Genomic DNA, 15,390 nt, shown 5'->3' with positions numbered 1-15,390 from the left:
CCGCTACGAGAAGCGCGCCTACATCTACCTCGGCACCGTCACCCTCGCAGCCCTCGTGATCTGGCTCCGAACATGATCCGAGAAACAGTGCCTAGTGGTCAGCGAACTTGTCACCAACGCCATCCGCTACGGCGGCGGCGGCGCGACCCTGCGCCTGATCCGCGAAAGCGACAGACTGACATGCGAGGTCTCCGACGCCTCCAGCACCGCCCCGCATCTCAAGCGCGCCCGAGACACCGACGAGGGCGGCCGGGGACTGTACATCACCGCACGCCTCGTCACCCGCTGGGGTGTCCGCTACACCCCCAGCGGGAAAACCATCTGGACCGAACAACGCCTGTCCCGAGCAAACGCCACCGACCGCCCGACGCAGCTGAAGCCCGCTCTCTGACCGGCGGTCGAGTGGCTTTGTCGGTGAGCCACGGCTCTGGGTCACGTGGAAGTGCAACAGATCCGCGACACCCGAGCACTGGCGGCACTCGCCCACGCTGCGACACCGGCTCATGGACCTCATGACAATCAATGGCCCTGCCACGGCCTCCGTGCTCAGCCGTCGCTCCACAACGTGGTGTCCCGCGCCGGTGTGCGGGTGACGTGTCGGACAAGGTCGGCGGCCTTGCACATTCGCTTGTTGCAGCCGGGTTGCTTCGGCAGCTACTTCCCACCGCGGCGATCCGAAGCCAAGTTCCTGCGGCAGGTGTTCCCAGGGCAATACCGGTATGTAGCACGAACAGAATGCCCTGGAAGGCCAATCGGTCCGGATGCCGCTTGCGACCCGGGTGCCGAACGCGACGTTCCACCTTGGGCAGCAAAGGTTCGACCACCGCCCACAACTCGTCTTCGATGTCCCACGGCTTCGGCCGAGCCACTTCACACCCTCAGATCATCGATCTCGGAGTGATCCAACCACCTCGAAGATCATTCGTTAGGCGTTCTAAGGGCGTGTGCAAGGGACAGGGCATCTTGCAGGTGCGATCCTTTGGTCCCCTTCTCTTCCCCCTCCAGACATCGTGTCCCCCAGGTGCGCCCGACGGGAGTGGCACTACAGTCTCCTTGATAGATCGCCATCAGGAGGGTCCATGCCGTACATCGTCGACTTCGTGAATGTGTCCACCGTCGGCTTGGAATCGTCCCCGTTCGCGGAGTCTCTCGCTGGACTACGCGCCAACGAGGCGCGCTATTACAAGAACAAGTACGATCACGTCTTCACCGTCAGCCCGGCAAGCGAGGCACCCGAGACGCTCGACTGGGTGAACCGCATCCTCGCCCACGAGCGCGAGATCGTCTTCTCCGCCCGCCCGCTCGAGGTGACTTCCTTCGAGGTGGACGGTTTTCGGATGGCCTACGTGTTCTACGAGTCCGGCCTGTCGGTCAACGTGATGTACGGCATCGAAGAAGGGGCGAAGCGCGCAGTCGGGTTCAAGCTCTCAGAGGGCATGGAGGTTCCCGAGGAGTTGGCTTCGCGCTTCAAGTTCGCGCGTCAAAAGTCAAAGCTGGCCGGCGTGATCCGCGGCTCCTTCTTCGTGATCAAGAGCGAATACTGAGCTCGGATGCACCGGTTGACGTCTGCGGAGTGTGACGCCCGAATTCAAGGAGATGCCTTGTGACCTCCGAGGATGGGACTTCTCTAGGGTTCCATCCGGTAAGTACAGCAAAGCACCTACATGCAATCTTCCTATGCCCCCGCAGCGGTCCTGTCCGTGTTGGCTCGACTCTGGTGGCGTACGGCGGCCTGGAGCCGCTGGTGCGCCTGGCCGAACGGTGCGGGCTGCCGAGCCTGATCGCTGAGCTGGTGCGTACGCCGGTCACGGCCGACGGGGTGGGGGGGTTCCCCGCCGCGAAGGTCATGGCCTTGGTACGGGGATGGCGGCGGGTACGGACAGCAACGCGGATATGGACCGGTTGCGGCACGGCGCGATGGACCGCCTCTTCGGCGGGGTCCGCGCGCCCTCCACCCTCGGGTCGTTCCTGCGCGCATCCACGCACGGGCAGGTGAAGCAACTACAGGCGGTCGCCCGCCGGTTGGGGCCGCAACTCGCCTCCCACACCCTGCTCCTGCCCGGAGCGGCAACGGTGGCCTACCTGGACATCGACGACACGATCCGCCGCACCCACGGCTATGCCAAGCAGGGTGCCGGCTACGGATACCCCAAGGTCAAGGGCTTGAACGCACTGCCGGCCGTGCTCTGCGCGCCCCTCGCACGCCGGTGATCGCCGCCACCCGCCTGCGCAAGGGCGCGAGTGGCTCGGTACGCGGGGTGTCCTCGTTCGTCGCCGAGGCCTTGCGCACAGCCCCGGGCCTGCAGCGCGACCGGCCTGCTGGCGCTGTGGGGAACTCCGCGTGCAGCACAGTCCGGCATCTGTCATGCAGCGGTCATGCCGCCGTCGATGGCGAGCGCGGCTCCGGTGATGAACGTCGCTTCGTCGCTGAGGAGAAAGGCCACGAACGCCGCGATCTCATCCGGCTGGGCGATCCGCCCGATCGGGTGCAACGCTCCGGCCACGCGGACGGCCTCTTCCGGCGGCAGGCCCATGTTGTTGCGGAGCAGGGGGGTGTCGACGCCGCCGGTGACAAGCGCGTTGATACGTACGCCGGTAGCGGCCACGTCGAGGGCGGCCGACCGTGTGAGCCCGACGACGCCGTGCTTGGCGGCGCTGTAGGAGGCCATGCCGGGGGCTCCGGTGATTGCCAGGTTGGAGGCGTTGTTCACAATCGCGCCGCCGCCGGATGCTCGCATCGCTGGCAGTTGGTACTTCAGGCTGAAGAAGACGCTGCTGAGGTTGAGCGTCAGGTCGGCGTTCCAGGCCTTGCCGTCGATGTCGGTGAGAGGGCCGACGGCGGTGGCCGCGCCGACGTTGTTGAAGGCCCCGTCGAGGCGTCCGTGCCTGTCGACGACCTGCTGGACCAGGTCCGCGACCTCGGCCTCGGCGGTCACGTCGGTGGGTACGAAGATGGCGTCTGCTCCGCCGGCACGCAGTTCGGCGGCCAGCGCGTCGCCGGCCTCCTTGCCACGGGCCGCGAGGACGACTTTTGCACCCTCGGCGGCGACTCGCTCGGCGGCGGCCCGGCCCATGCCGGAGGTGGCGCCGGTGATGAGGAAGACCTTGTTGGTGAAACGTGCTGACATGCTGACTACTCCGGGGTTTCTTGGAGTTGGGTGAGATTCAGAAGGTGATGACGAGTCGGCCGCGGACGCCGCCGGCCGCCATTCGGCGGTGCGCGTTACCAGCCTCGGCGGGGGAACAGGTCTGCGCGACGCGCGGGATGAGGACGGCCGCCTCGACGAGTTCCCGGATCTGGTTCAGCTTGTCCGTGCGCCCGAAGTAGTCGGGGACAAACGTCGTCAGCACGGTGATCCTGCCGCTGTTCCCGTGCTCGTAGCCGCCGGGTTCCTCGGCACTGCGGAAGCGGACAAAGGTGCCGCTGTCGCGGACGGCTTCGGACAGTTGTTGACCGAGCAGCGCGACATCGGCGACCGCGTCCACGCCGTCGGGATACCGGGCGCGGAGATGGTCGCCGACGTTGGATCCTCTGGCCACGATCTCGTCCGCGCCGAATCCGCGGACCAGTTCTTCATCAGCAGGTGCGGCATCGGCTATCACGGTGAGTCCCGCATGCTTGGCCAGCTGCACCAGGTAGCTACCGAGTGTCCCGGCAGCCCCGACGACGGCGAGGACCGATCCCGCCGGGAGGGCCAGAAGGTCGAGCGTCCGCAATGCGGTGAGTCCGTTCATGGGCAGGGTTGCCGCACTCGCGTGGTCAAAGCCCGCTGGTGCACGAACCACCCAGCCGGCCGGCAGCACCCTGTACTCGGCGTAGCCGCCGGCGGCAGTCCCCAGGGGCATGAGCATCGCCATGACCGGGTCGCCTACGCTAAGTCCGGTCCCGGTCGCCGGGCCGACCTCGTCGATCACGCCCGCGATGTCCATGCCGGGAACATACGGGCCCGGAAACTCCCGGAGACTTTCCACATGCGCACCTGCTCGCAGCAGTGCATCCGCCGGATTCACCGCGGCTGCGTGAACACGCACACGCACCTCACCGGGCCCGGGATGCGGATCCGGTAGATCGATAACCTGCAGTACGTCCGGTTCGCCGAACTCGTACAGTCCAACTGCTTGCACGTCACGCCCCCTAGAGCAGTAACCGATGAATACCAAGTACGTCTTTCGTACCTGGCATCGAGTCTCGCGAACTACACGAAAAGCGACAAGAAGGCACTTCGAAGTGCGCAGGTATCCCGGGGGGAACCACCCCCGAGCGATCCGGCGTGACCCGTACCTGGTTCCCGAGCCGTACCCGGTTTCGCTCGTATACTTACTGCCATGACGCAGTCGATCCCGGATCTCGGCGGCACAGACCCCGCTCTGTGCGAACAAGGCCGTGACCTCATCCGCGACGTGCTGGAACGGATCGGCGACAAGTGGTCCGTAGTCGTGATCTGCAAGCTCGCCGACACCACACGCGGCTTCAACGAACTGCGCCGCCTCAGCAGTCCCATCACCCAGCGGATGCTCAGCGCCACATTGCGCAGACTGGAGCGCGACGGGCTCGTAACGAGGACCGTCCACAACACCAAGCCCCCACGCGTCGACTACGCCCTCACCTCGCGCGGACTCAGCTTGCTGAAAATCGTCCAAGCTCTGGCCCGGTGGGCAGAGGAGAACGCCGGCGGAATCCTGGACTCGAGGACGATCTTCGACGCCGAACAGTTGTGACGGCTTATCGGAACGAGCCCACCGGTACTCCTAGGCGTATTCGTGGTGCCGGCCGGTGGCGGGCCGGGCCAGGCCGCCAGCACCCAGATGGTGTGGCGGCGAGGTTCAGGTCGGTGCAGATCCCTTCGAAGACACGCTAGTTGTACAGCTCGGACGGCAGTGTGCTCGAGGGGTGCGGGTGTGGAGTGTGCCCCACTGGCCGCCGGTGCGGCGGACCTTGACCGACAGGACGAGATGGTCATGCAGCAGCGGCTGGCCGTCGCGGGATGCGTAGTGCCGGAAACCCGGCTCGGGGACGTCGCCGTCGCCGTGTTCACGGCAAACCGGCAGCTGATCTGGTGGAACCGCAGTTAGGCTGCGCTGTTCGGCGATCCCTCGTCGGTGCCACCGCAGCTGCGCAATTTCGCCCGCGAGAGGTTCCCGGTACGTACAGATCCTGTTCGCCTCGGGCTATGGCCTGTGACCGAAGCGGACCGGGACGCCACCGACGCCGCCGTCGTGTCCGACCTGCGCCGCACCACCGGCCGCTTCCCGCGCGACGCGCGCCTGGCAGAGTTGATCCGCGTATTGAGCGAAGGCAACCAACGGTTCGCCGACCTGTGGGCGAGCGGCGCAGTGGCCGCTCACCGGGAGGACCACGAAACGATCGAGCACCCATCGGTGGGGCCGGTCACCGTGGACTGCGACAAACTGACCGACGGTGACTCCGAGCTCAGGATTGTGATCATGACCGCCCTGCCCGGCAGCGCGGACGAGACCAAGCTGCAGCTCGCCGCGATCGCGGGTCCGCGGGAAACCACGAACAGCTCGCGGACACGCCGGTAGGCGGAGTACGGCCGCGAGGGGCGGCTGGGCGGGGAGCACAGCGCCCCAGACCGCGCACCGCCCTGCTGCCGAGCAAGGCCCGGTCTGCCGGCCCGCGCGGGGGCTGATGGCGGCCCTTCGGTAGCGCGCCTTCGGCGAGCGGTACGGCGAGGCCGGGTCAGTACCTCCTTCGGACTCCAAGTCGCCGTGGCACCTCCCCAGGCGCTTCCTTCGTCATCGATGGCTGCGCGTACGCTCGGTGAAGAACGGTCGGCGATCAGGAGGTGGGCGGTGCGGCGGATGTATCTGCTGTGGACGATCGCGGCGGCAGGATTCGCCGCTGACCAGATCACGAAGGCGATCGCCGCGGTTGTCGTTGAGGGTCATGAACCCAGGCACCCCCTGGGCGGTGCGGTGACCTTCACCGCTTTCCGAAACTCCGGAGCGGCCGGCTCCTTCGCACCCCGCGCAACCCTGGTATTCACACTCCTCGCGATCGTCGTACTCGTCCTCATCGCCCGAGTCGCCCCCTCCATCCGGTCCACCGGCTGGGCGGTCGGTCTCGGACTGATCTTCGCGGGCGCCGGCGGCAACCTCGCCGACCGCATATTCCGCACCCCGGGATTCGGTCGTGGCGCTGTGCTGGACTTCATCCAGCTCGGCGAGTCAGGGATCTTCAACCTCGCCGACCAGTGCGTGACCGCCGGTTCCGCGGTCGTCCTCATCCAAGCCTTCCGCGGCGTTCCCATGCGCACCGTTGTTACGAGCGGCCTCGGGAGTCGTGCGTTGGAGCGGTGACAACGCGCCGCAGACCGCTGCCCCGATCGGATGACAGCCCGTATCCCGTCCCCGAACGCCATCCGGTACTGCGGTGTCGAGCTGCGTGAGGCAGTCGGACCTGGCTTCAGCGGGACGCGCACAATCGGGACCGCACAGCCGTAAAGCTGGCGCTACGCACCAACAGCCCCCCGGCGGGGCGGCTTCGTGATTCCGGGCCCGGTGCAGTCGCCCGACGACGACGTACAGGTGAGAAGCCTCACCGACGGGGGAGGGCGAGGCTTCAAACACTGTGACAGGTATGCGCCGCCGCTGTGCCCGCCCTGCCTAGCCTCGTGGAGCAGCGGCGAGGCGCGCTCATCTACGGCCGGCGTCGCCAGGCCGCGCCGGGCACGCGAGTAGAAGAAGCAGGGTCCGGCCGGCAGCAACACCGGGCACGGAACGCGGAAGAGAGGACGGGGGAGCGAGGACGGAGCAGCGAGGACGGGACGACAGCGGTAGCGGGCCGCGCCGGGCCGTCAGACGACAAAGCCTCTTCCTCCGACCATCGCGGAGAAAGAAGAGTCGGCGTACGACAGGGGCTTGCCCAAGGGCACTGACCAGGAAGAACACTCAAGATCACACAAGAGGGTTTCACGCCTCCGGCAGTACCTCTGGCGCACCTTTGGACCCCCCTGTGCAGACAACTGTGCAGCCAACTGTGGGTGCAACATTCATCCGGGGTGCGCCGCGGCAGGCTCGCCCACACGTCATGAGCCGTCCGAGCCGCCGAAGCGGCCGGGTGGTGTCGCGGGAGTGTCTGTGCAGTCCGGCGGCAGCTTGCGCGGGAGGGAACCACGGCCCTGGGCGGGCTCGTGTCCTGGTACGGGTGCAAGAGAAACCGGGCGAGGTTCGCGGGGGAATCATGCAGATCATCGAGGTGACCGGGTACGCCGTCCGATCTGCCGTGATCACCATGAGGCGGACAGGGACGCCGCTTGAATTCGTGATCTTCCCGATGCTCCATGTGGCTTCGCCGACGTTCTACTCCCAGGTCCGCATCAGGCTCAGGGAATGCGACCTCATAGTCATCGAGGGAATCCGAGGGAAATCGGTCGGAGTGAGTGCCCTCACACTTGCTTACCGGTTCACCCCACGCCGGCGGCGCAACGGCCTGCAGGAGCAGCGCGAAGAGCTGCTCCTGCCCGAAGCCGTGCAGGTCATCAACCCGGATGTGACCGCCGCGGAGGCGATCGCGGACCTGAAGACTCTGCCGCGGTGGACGTACTTGCTGCTCATGGTCGCGGCTCCCGTGATGGGCCTGGTGTTCGCGCTGCGCGGTCCGCGCGCCTTCCTCGATGAAGACCTGGAAGTCGAGGATCTGCCGTCGACGCTGCGGGCGGAGATGATGGCCGACGATCCTGTGGCGCACGCGATGACCGGTCGGCGCGACCAGCGGTTGCTCGACGCGCTCGGCGAGATCCACGCGGAACGCGCCGACGACCCGATCCGAGTGGCCATCGTCTACGGAGCCGGCCACGTCCCTGCGATCGTGTCGGGGCTGAGGAATCGTTACGGGTACCGGCCACGTGAAGCGGAATGGCTTACTGTCCTCATCCCGGCGTAGACCGCCGGGCGAAACCGGTTCTACGCGGCCCGGCAGACAGCGGCGTAACGGCTGGTTTGGCCACATGATGCCGAGGGTGGTCAGCGGGCGGGTGGTGTCGCGGGAGTGTCTGCGCACTCCGGCGGTCGCAGCCGACCAGGCGCGGTCAGCGGGCGCGGGAGTTCTTCGGTCGGCCGGGTCCTGTCCGCCGCGATCCGACCCAGCTTGTAGCGGGCGCGCTCCCCTGGTTCGTGGCCGTGGTCGCGCCTGTACTGCTGGACCCGGCCGTTGCAGTCGTCCTCGATCTGCCGGCGGCGGGTGGACTGCCAGGCGATCAACGCAGGATCGATGCCAGTTGTCTCCATGACCGGTCCTTTGCCAGGGGTAACCTCGCGCGGATCGGACAGGTCGGGGGTCGCCGGGTTCCCCCAGGCCCCGTCCGGCCGCCGGACCTTGACGGAAAGCACAGCAGGGACGTGCAGGAGCGGCCGTCCGGACCGTGATTCGCAGTGGCGGAACACGCGGACGATCAGCCCGTCCCGGACCGGCGCCTGGCGGCCGCCGCCGCTCCCCCATCGCACCCGGGCCACCGAGTCCTCCACCTGGGCGAGCGTTCCGTCCCGGGCGACCTCCTGGCAGCCCTCCAGCACGCGGCGGGTGGCGTCGTCGGCCCGGGCCCACGGCGCGTGCGCGGTCGGCGGCGTCCCGAACACCAGGTCCAGGGCGAGTCGGGGCGAGGCGATGTCACCGACCGGGCGACCGAGGACGGTTGCCCGTTGTGCGGCGGCCGGGCTCTCCCCCGCCGTCAGGAGCTCGCACTCGATCCGGTCGGCGTCCGGGTCCCGGCATTCCCCCAGGAGTAGTTCGGCTTGCCGCTCGGAGGGTTGTGTCGCCAGGCAGGCGCAAGGCGTTCCTCCAGAGGGTGTCAGGCGGCCGGATCCGGCCAGGGGATGTCGGTGTCGGCGGGTGCGGTGTAGTCGATGCCGGGTACGGCGAAGCCGTACAGGCGCTGGACTTCGGCGTGGAACCAGTCAAGGTCGGCGAGGTCGCCGATGCTGCTGGTGGTGGCGTTGGTCCAGCGGTCGGCGACGGCCTCCTGTACCGAGGGGGCGAGTTCCCAGGTGTCCAGGCGTACCCGACCGTCGTCGTCGAGGCTCAGGGGACGGGTGCCGGTGAGCTGGTCCCACAGGTCGGCGAGCTGGTCGATCGGCGGGACCATGCCCTCGCCGAGGACGCCGCGCAGCAGTCCGACGTACAGGGCGATGCCGGGGATGGCGGTGGACGACTGAGTGACGGCCGCCCCGTTGACGGACGTGAGCGCGCGGCCGCCGACCAGCTTGCCGAGGCGTTCGTTCAGGGTGCGGGCGGTTGATTCGAGGTGGGCCTTGGCCGCGCCGATGGTGCCCTGCCGGTAGATGCCGGCGGTCAGCGGTGAGCCGATGTAGGAAAGGGCTGCGGTGGTGAACCCGTCGGCGAGCAGGTCCCGCCCGGCCAGGTGGTCGATCCACCGCTCCCAGTCCGTGCCGCCCATCACCGCCGTGGTCTGCTCGATGTCGTCGCCCGCGGCCGGCGCGGTTTCCACCTCCGTCACCTCCGGGATGCCGGTGTTGTCGAAGGCGAGGGTCTTGGTCCGATAGGGCTCGCCGATCGGCTTGAGGACGGAGGAGTAGGTGACGCCGGTGTCCGGGTCGGTGCGGCGCGGTGCAGCCACCGAGTAGATCAGGTAGTCCAGGCGCCCGTACCGCTGCTTGAGCAGGTCGGCGACCTGATCCTTCATCGCGTCGGAGAAGGCGTCGCCGTTGAGAAAGACCATGTCCCGGCCATGCTTGCGGGCCAGTTCGGCGGTGGCCGCGGTGCGATACCAGCCGGCCGTGCCGGTGCGTCGCCCGGGCGCCTTCTCGAAGCAGACCCCGATGCCACGGATCCCGGCACGGGCGAGCCCGGCGATCGTGGCGGCGAGCCCGTAACCGGCGGACGAGCCGATGACGAGCGCCACCGGCCCGTCTCCGCCGGACTGCACGGCGGGGACCGCTTGCCACATGTCGGCCACCAGCTGACGGCAGCCGACCGGGTGGGAGTCGAGGAAGAGGAAGCCGCGGTTCTTGGGGGCGATGACGCGTTCGCTCACGATCGGGTCCTTGCGGTTGGTGCGGATAAGAGTGCGGCAGCCACCAGCTGGGCCACCGCATCCTGCAAGTCTGCGACCGTACGGACGCGGGCGGTGACCTCATGCGGCACAACGATCGCGAGACGACCTTGGAGGGTTTCCACCAGTTCGAGAGGAGCGAGTGCACCGCACGTAGGCTGGTGGAGGGGCTCGGGCACCTCGGCGCCGCCGACCCACACGTGCGGAGCGGACAGTTCGTCGTCGATGCCCATGTGGACCTGGCTATCGACCACGTCCAGGTCGCGGGCAAGCGCAGCGGCGTAGAAGGTTGCCGTGGCTCCGCGCAGTGCGTAGAGCTTGAAGCTCTCGATGTCGGACCGGCCGTGACGGGCGGGTCAGGTCTCGGAGGTACTGATACCCAAAGCCTTCACGACCGGGGCCAGTTCGGAGCCCCACGTGCCTCGAACAGGGCCGGTCAGGGCGAGCTGCGGCATGCCGTGCACCTGTGTACGGGTCCGCTTGGGTTCGTGCCGACGGCACGGTCCGACTGACCGGGGGCAGGGCGCTTCCCCGCCAACCCAGCCAGGGCGGTCCCTCCTACCCGGGCGGGACGGTCTCGCCGATTGCGGGCGGCCGCCCTGCCCGCGCCCCGGCGACACCGGACCGCCACCGTGCTCCGCAGGTGCGGGGGTGCAGTGGGAGCGGCACCGTCACCAGAGTGAATCGCACCCTTGGCCGACGGGCGGCCGCGTCCTCACGCAACCCCGGCACGCCGACGCAGCACACCAACCTGGCGGCCGACTTGATACGCCGACAGCCGTGCCTCGGCTCGGCGAACCCCTCTCAGGACGTCGCGCGGACGAAGCTAAGGGATGCGGTGACGGTGGTGCGGCCGCGAATCATGCCCAGCTGGTTCCAGCCCATGCTGAACTGCTCCCGGTCCACGGTGAACTCCGCCGTGAGCGTGACCGCGTCGGCGCTCGCCTCGGTGAGGTGCGCGGCAAAAGACTGTGGACGGCTGATGCCCCGCGCGGTCAGCTGACCGTCGACCTGGACCGTCTTGTCGTCGCCGGGGGTCGCGCTGTGCACGGCGAAGGTGAGCTCGGGGTGCCGGTCCGCGTCGAAGAAATCGGCGGACCGCAGGTGCGTGTCGCGCTTGGCGTTCTTGGTGTCCAGGGAGGTGGCGTCCAAGGTGATCGAACCGCTGACGGAGCCGTCGGGGCCGACCTCACCCTCACCCGTGAGACCGGTGAAGGTGCCCTTCACAGTGACCATGCCCCACATCGTCTTGTGCCGGACGCCGACAGTGGAACGGGCGGGGTCGAGCCGCCAGGTGCCGGTTTCGACTGCCATGGACATGCGGTCCTCCTGATGGGATGCCTGAGGTGAGTGGACCGGAGGCGGGGCGCGACGCCTCCCCTCCAGTCATCCAAATTTGGATGACTGGAGGCTAGCCGATACTCCAAATTTGAACAACAGGTACACTGGGACACCATGGTCACCCTCCCCGTCCCCGCCGATCCGCCCGGACGTGACGCGACCGGCGAGTCCTCCTTGCTGCCGCCCGAACTGCGGGCCTGGATGGGGCTGCTGGCCGCGGCCGGCGCGATCGAGCAGCAGCTGCGTTCCCGCGTGAAGGAGACGCTCGGGGTCTCCCACGACGAGTTCCTCGTGCTGTGCCTCCTGGCCGACGGGCCCGCCACCGGCCTTCGCATGACGCAGATCGCCGAACGCCTCGGCCGCCCGAAGACCCGGCTCACCTACCAGGTCGCCTGCCTCCAGCACGCCGGACTGATCACCCGCAGCACCGCCTGCGGCGACCGACGGGGCATCCAGGTGACGCTCACCGACAAGGCACGGCAGCTCCTCCGAGAAGCCTCCGACACGCTGGCCGAAGCCGTCACCCGGGCCATCAAGGGCCTGGAGGGCCCGCACGACTGTGCGATGATGCACAGCCTGCTGCCGAAGTCGGCGGATGCCGAGGACAACACGTAGTCCCCCGGCCCAGGCCTGGCCTCGATACTCTCAATCAGAACTCTCCGGAGCCTGACCCGCCCATCACAGCCGGTCCAGCCTCGATAGCAAACGGTCCACCTTCATTGTCGGAGGACAGCCCGGAGGAGATCTCTCCCCGCCCGGCAACGGACTCCATCAACAGGCACGCGCTCCCAGACTCGATCTTGAGCCACCGCGACCAGCGAGGCGGCCCGTACGAGAGGAGCCGTCATGCCCGAGCCCGCTGCCACTTCACCGCTCGCCCCGATGACCCCGAACACGGCCATCAGCGCCTTCGCCTACCTCCGGCGGTGAAGGCCGACGACGCCGAAGTCGCCAACGGGTGCAATGCACTGGATGCCGCGCTCGTCCCGCAAGTATCGATCGTGCTCGGCGCGCAGGATGTCCAGTCGTACTGGCTCCTGGTGACAGAGGCACCGCAGCGAGGCTCCGTGTGGATGGTCGCGGGCGTCGGACCGACCCGGTTCCCGCGGACAGACCCTGAGGCTTCCTGGGGTGGGTACAGCGCCGGCAGACCGACGAAGGCTGGTGGGACTGAGCCGAGTCAGCATCTGCGCCGTAGGCGTTTGAGGCGATACCTCCCGCCCGAACGTTCGGGCGGGAAGGTTGGTGCTGCTGGTGGGGAATTACGTGGCCGTCGACATCCGGCGACGACCCGTTCCCAGGGCAATGCGAACGGAGCCAGGTGCGAACTCCGGGTCGCTGCATCATCTGCCTGAGGGGGCGTCACCCCGCTGGTGTGCCCGGCGGGGACCCCGGCCTCTCCTCGTCAGCTCCACGGCGCAGAGCGCGGTCCTGTGACGGGACCGCCGAAAGCGGCGTAGCGATCTGTTCCAGCGACTTCTGTTCTGCCGCCACCGCGAAGAAGACGGCCACCAGACCCGCGATCACCATCAGGGCCGCCCCCACACAGAACGCGAGTGCGGCGTCCCTGACGACTCCGCTCTGCGTCAGGCCCGCGAAGAGCAGGGGGCCGGAGATACCGCCGGCCGCCGTCCCGATCGCGTAGAAGAAGGCGATCGCCATGGCCCGTGTCTCCATCGGGAAGATCTCACTGACCGTGAGGTAGGCCGAACTCGCACCCGCCGACGCGAAGAAGAGGACGACGCACCAGCACAGCGTCATCGTGATGGCGTCGAGCCGTCCGGCATCGAACAGCCAGGCAGTGAGGAACAGCAAAGCTCCGGAGAGGATGTAGGTACCCGCGATCATCGGCCGGCGGCCCCAGGTGTCGAAGAGACGGCCCAGGAACAGGGGGCCCAGGAAGTTGCAGAACGCGATGGCGGCGAAGAAGTAGCCGGTTGTTCCGGTGGAGACGTCGAAGAACGTGACCAGGATCGAGCCGAAGCCGAAAGTGATCGCGTTGTAGAGGAACGCCTGTCCGACGAAGAGCGCAAAGCCGAGCGTCGCACGCTTGGGATAGTCCCGGAAGACGGTCTTCCCGATCTCGATGAAGCCGACGCTGCGTCGCTGTTCGACAGTGATCTCGCTCTCCGCCTCGGGGAGCGGGCGGCCCGTCTCCTCCTCGATCTCCCTTTCCACCTCGTCGACGAGCTTCTCCGCTCCCTCTGACTGTCCGTGGATGAACATCCACCGCGGGCTTTCCGGCACATGACGGCGTACCAGAAGGATGACCAGTCCCAGAACGACGCCGAGGGCGAACGTCAGCCGCCAGCCGACATCCTTGGGGAAGATGTCGGTATCGAGTGCGAGGACCGACAGGAGAGCACCACCCATCGCACCCAGCCAGTAGGTGCCATTGATGATCAGGTCGACGCGGCCCCGGAACCTGCTGGGGATCAGCTCGTCGATGGCGGAGTTGATGGCCGCGTACTCGCCGCCGATTCCGAACCCGGTCAGGAAGCGGAAGAGGAAGAACCACCAGACGGAGAAGGAGATGGCGGTGAGCGCGGTCGCCGCGAGGTAGACGGTGAGAGTGATCAGGAAGAGCTTCTTACGGCCGTAACGATCCGTGAGCCAGCCGAAGAAGAGAGCGCCGGAGCAGGCGCCCGCCACGTAGAGCGCTGCCGCGACGCCCGTGACCTGAGCGCTGCTGATCGGCAGGCCGCTACCGGCTTCGGAGAGCCGGCCGGCGATGTTCCCGACGACGGTGACTTCCAGGCCGTCGAGGATCCAGACAGTGCCCAGGCCGATCACGATCATCCAGTGCCATCGCGACCACGGCAGGCGGTCCAGTCTCGCGGGGACCTTTGTCGTGACCGTTCCGGTGACTGCTTCTCCGCCTCGGATCATAGGACTCTGCCTCCTGAGAGCGCGGCCTGCGTCGCCGCCCTTGCCGCCGAGGCCGGGTACCCCGGGTCCAAACGGATAAACAGCACCATGAAGCGATGCCCTACCGGGGAGGCGCGCCGGTCAACTTGGAGAGGGGTACACCCGCCGGCCATGTCCTGTCCGGAGAGGGCTCCGGAGGACAGTGCCCCGTTCCATGTCCCGTCGCATGGCGCCGCGCGCGGCATCGAGTGCGTCGTCGTACTCCATCGTGATCCGGTCCGCTGCGCGACGGGGGCGCAACGGATGGGGCGTGCCGTCGGGCATCGAATGGTCCGGTCCCGGATCCGGCAGCGTCTGGGAGAGCGTCAGGGCAGGGTCAGGATACGGGGACCCTGGTCGGTGATGGCGACGGTGTGCTCGATGTGGGCGGCCCTGCTGCCGTCGGTGGTGCGCAGGGTCCAGCCATCGATGTCGGTGCGGTAGGTGTTCTTCCCGCCGGCCATGAGCATGGGTTCGATGGCGAGGGCCAGGCCGTGGCGGAGGGGGAAGCCACGGCCGCGGCGGCCGCGGTTGGGGACATGTGGGTCTTCGTGCATGTGGCGGCCGATTCCGTGGCCGCCGAAGTCGGCGGGCATGCCGCAGCCCGCCTTGCGGGCGACGGTGTCGATGGCGTGGGAGATGTCGCCGATGCGACTGCCCACCTGGGCGGCGGCAATGCCGGCGTCGAGGGCTTGCTGGGTGGCGTCGATCAGATCGAGGTCGCCGGGGCGTGGCGTTCCGACGGTGAAGGTGATGGCCGCGTCGCCCGTCCAGCCGTCGAGCTCGGCGCCGCAGTCGATGCTCACCAGGTCGCCGTCGCGCAGCCGGTAGCCGGTGGGGATGCCGTGCGACACGGCCTCGTTGACGGACGTGCAGATAACGGCCGGGAAAGCGACCGGGGCGAAGGACGGCCGGTATCCGAGGAACGGGGAGCCGGCTCCGGCCTCGGCCAGAACTGACCGGGCCGCTTCGTCCAGCTCTTGCAGGGACACCCCCACGCCGGCTGCTTCTCGGACTGCGGCCAGGGAGCGGGCCACCACACGCCCGGCTTCCCGCATCGCGTCCAATGCGGCATCGGTCTTGATCTCCACCATGTGTTTGACTCCCGGCA

General features: G+C 67.9%; 17 protein-coding genes and 2 pseudogenes. 9 read left to right on the top strand and 10 right to left on the bottom strand.

Features of this window, described 5'->3' with window-relative positions; translation table 11 throughout:
• Positions 1–91 precede the first annotated feature (91 nt).
• Positions 92–391, top strand: a pseudogene (locus ACIA8E_RS36900) (ATP-binding protein); the annotation flags it as partial.
• A gap of 279 nt (positions 392–670) precedes the next feature.
• Here the strand turns inward: ACIA8E_RS36900 and ACIA8E_RS36895 are convergent.
• Positions 671–869 (bottom strand): annotated as a pseudogene (locus ACIA8E_RS36895) (transposase); the annotation flags it as partial.
• Positions 870–1,079: 210 nt separating this feature from the next.
• Here ACIA8E_RS36895 and ACIA8E_RS36890 point away from each other — a divergent pair.
• Both ACIA8E_RS36890 and ACIA8E_RS36885 read left to right on the top strand, forming a co-directional pair.
• On the top strand, positions 1,080–1,544 hold the full coding sequence (locus ACIA8E_RS36890) for a phage tail protein (RefSeq protein ID WP_399305151.1): 465 nt from the start codon (positions 1,080–1,082) through the stop codon (positions 1,542–1,544).
• 319 nt (positions 1,545–1,863) lie between these two features.
• Positions 1,864–2,211: a hypothetical protein gene (locus ACIA8E_RS36885; RefSeq protein WP_399305149.1), complete on the top strand. Its 348-nt coding sequence runs from the start codon at positions 1,864–1,866 to the stop codon at positions 2,209–2,211.
• A gap of 152 nt (positions 2,212–2,363) precedes the next feature.
• Here the strand turns inward: ACIA8E_RS36885 and ACIA8E_RS36880 are convergent, their stop codons facing one another.
• Positions 2,364–3,128 (bottom strand): SDR family oxidoreductase, encoded by a 765-nt coding sequence (locus ACIA8E_RS36880; RefSeq protein WP_399305147.1) that lies wholly within the window; start codon positions 3,126–3,128, stop codon positions 2,364–2,366.
• A 37-nt stretch (positions 3,129–3,165) separates the two neighbouring features.
• The gene (locus tag ACIA8E_RS36875) at positions 3,166–4,125 is read right to left on the bottom strand and encodes an NADP-dependent oxidoreductase (RefSeq protein ID WP_399305144.1); all 960 of its coding nucleotides are present in this window, start codon (positions 4,123–4,125) and stop codon (positions 3,166–3,168) included.
• Between the two features lie 201 nt (positions 4,126–4,326).
• Here ACIA8E_RS36875 and ACIA8E_RS36870 point away from each other — a divergent pair, with 201 nt between their 5' ends.
• Positions 4,327–4,719: a winged helix-turn-helix transcriptional regulator gene (locus ACIA8E_RS36870; RefSeq protein WP_399305141.1), complete on the top strand. Its 393-nt coding sequence runs from the start codon at positions 4,327–4,329 to the stop codon at positions 4,717–4,719.
• A gap of 105 nt (positions 4,720–4,824) precedes the next feature.
• On the opposite strand, the gene ACIA8E_RS36865 is transcribed toward ACIA8E_RS36870, so the two are convergent.
• Positions 4,825–4,965, bottom strand: coding sequence for a hypothetical protein (locus tag ACIA8E_RS36865; RefSeq protein ID WP_399305166.1), 141 nt, complete (start codon positions 4,963–4,965; stop codon positions 4,825–4,827).
• Here ACIA8E_RS36865 and ACIA8E_RS36860 point away from each other — a divergent pair.
• The 4 genes from ACIA8E_RS36860 (at position 4,900) to ACIA8E_RS36845 (ending at position 7,906) form a co-directional block, all read left to right on the top strand.
• On the top strand, positions 4,900–5,073 hold the full coding sequence (locus ACIA8E_RS36860; RefSeq protein ID WP_399305138.1) for a hypothetical protein: 174 nt from the start codon (positions 4,900–4,902) through the stop codon (positions 5,071–5,073). The two genes, ACIA8E_RS36865 and ACIA8E_RS36860, sit on opposite strands and share 66 nt — an antisense overlap.
• A 6-nt stretch (positions 5,074–5,079) precedes the next feature.
• Entirely contained in the window at positions 5,080–5,544 is a 465-nt protein-coding gene (locus tag ACIA8E_RS36855) for a hypothetical protein (RefSeq protein WP_399305163.1), read from the top strand.
• 219 nt (positions 5,545–5,763) lie between these two features.
• Positions 5,764–6,321 (top strand): signal peptidase II, encoded by a 558-nt coding sequence (locus ACIA8E_RS36850; protein WP_399305135.1) that lies wholly within the window; start codon positions 5,764–5,766, stop codon positions 6,319–6,321.
• 883 nt (positions 6,322–7,204) lie between these two features.
• Positions 7,205–7,906 (top strand): hypothetical protein, encoded by a 702-nt coding sequence (locus ACIA8E_RS36845; protein WP_399305132.1) that lies wholly within the window; start codon positions 7,205–7,207, stop codon positions 7,904–7,906.
• Between the two features lie 80 nt (positions 7,907–7,986).
• Here ACIA8E_RS36845 and ACIA8E_RS36840 read toward each other — a convergent pair whose 3' ends face one another.
• The 4 genes from ACIA8E_RS36840 to ACIA8E_RS36825 form a co-directional block, all read right to left on the bottom strand.
• On the bottom strand, positions 7,987–8,781 hold the full coding sequence (locus tag ACIA8E_RS36840; RefSeq protein ID WP_399305160.1) for a relaxase domain-containing protein: 795 nt from the start codon (positions 8,779–8,781) through the stop codon (positions 7,987–7,989).
• Between the two features lie 29 nt (positions 8,782–8,810).
• Positions 8,811–10,013 carry an enoyl-[acyl-carrier-protein] reductase FabV gene (fabV, locus tag ACIA8E_RS36835; RefSeq protein WP_399305129.1) on the bottom strand — a complete coding sequence of 401 codons (1,203 nt, stop codon included), beginning with the start codon at positions 10,011–10,013 and terminating at the stop codon, positions 8,811–8,813.
• A complete protein-coding gene (locus tag ACIA8E_RS36830; RefSeq protein WP_399305126.1) occupies positions 10,010–10,264 on the bottom strand; it encodes a hypothetical protein in 255 nt (84 codons plus the stop codon). Before ACIA8E_RS36830 ends, fabV begins: the two co-directional genes overlap by 4 nt.
• Before the next feature lie 571 nt (positions 10,265–10,835).
• Entirely contained in the window at positions 10,836–11,351 is a 516-nt protein-coding gene (locus ACIA8E_RS36825) for a YceI family protein (protein WP_399305123.1), read from the bottom strand.
• A 135-nt stretch (positions 11,352–11,486) separates the two neighbouring features.
• On the opposite strand from ACIA8E_RS36825, the gene ACIA8E_RS36820 reads away from it, so the two are divergent.
• Positions 11,487–11,987 carry a MarR family winged helix-turn-helix transcriptional regulator gene (locus tag ACIA8E_RS36820; RefSeq protein ID WP_399305120.1) on the top strand — a complete coding sequence of 167 codons (501 nt, stop codon included), beginning with the start codon at positions 11,487–11,489 and terminating at the stop codon, positions 11,985–11,987.
• Between the two features lie 747 nt (positions 11,988–12,734).
• On the opposite strand, the gene ACIA8E_RS36815 is transcribed toward ACIA8E_RS36820, so the two are convergent.
• Positions 12,735–14,261, bottom strand: a complete 1,527-nt coding sequence (locus ACIA8E_RS36815; RefSeq protein WP_399305117.1) for an MFS transporter — start codon at positions 14,259–14,261, stop codon at positions 12,735–12,737.
• 344 nt (positions 14,262–14,605) lie between these two features.
• The gene (gene map, locus ACIA8E_RS36810; protein WP_399305114.1) at positions 14,606–15,373 is read right to left on the bottom strand and encodes a type I methionyl aminopeptidase; all 768 of its coding nucleotides are present in this window, start codon (positions 15,371–15,373) and stop codon (positions 14,606–14,608) included.
• Positions 15,374–15,390 lie beyond the last annotated feature (17 nt).

It is taken from the genome of Streptomyces sp. NPDC051664, assembly GCF_044453545.1.
Lineage (GTDB): Bacteria > Actinomycetota > Actinomycetes > Streptomycetales > Streptomycetaceae > Streptomyces.
The sequence above is the reverse complement of the archived record's forward strand: the minus strand, read 5'-3'. Positions and strand labels throughout refer to the sequence as shown.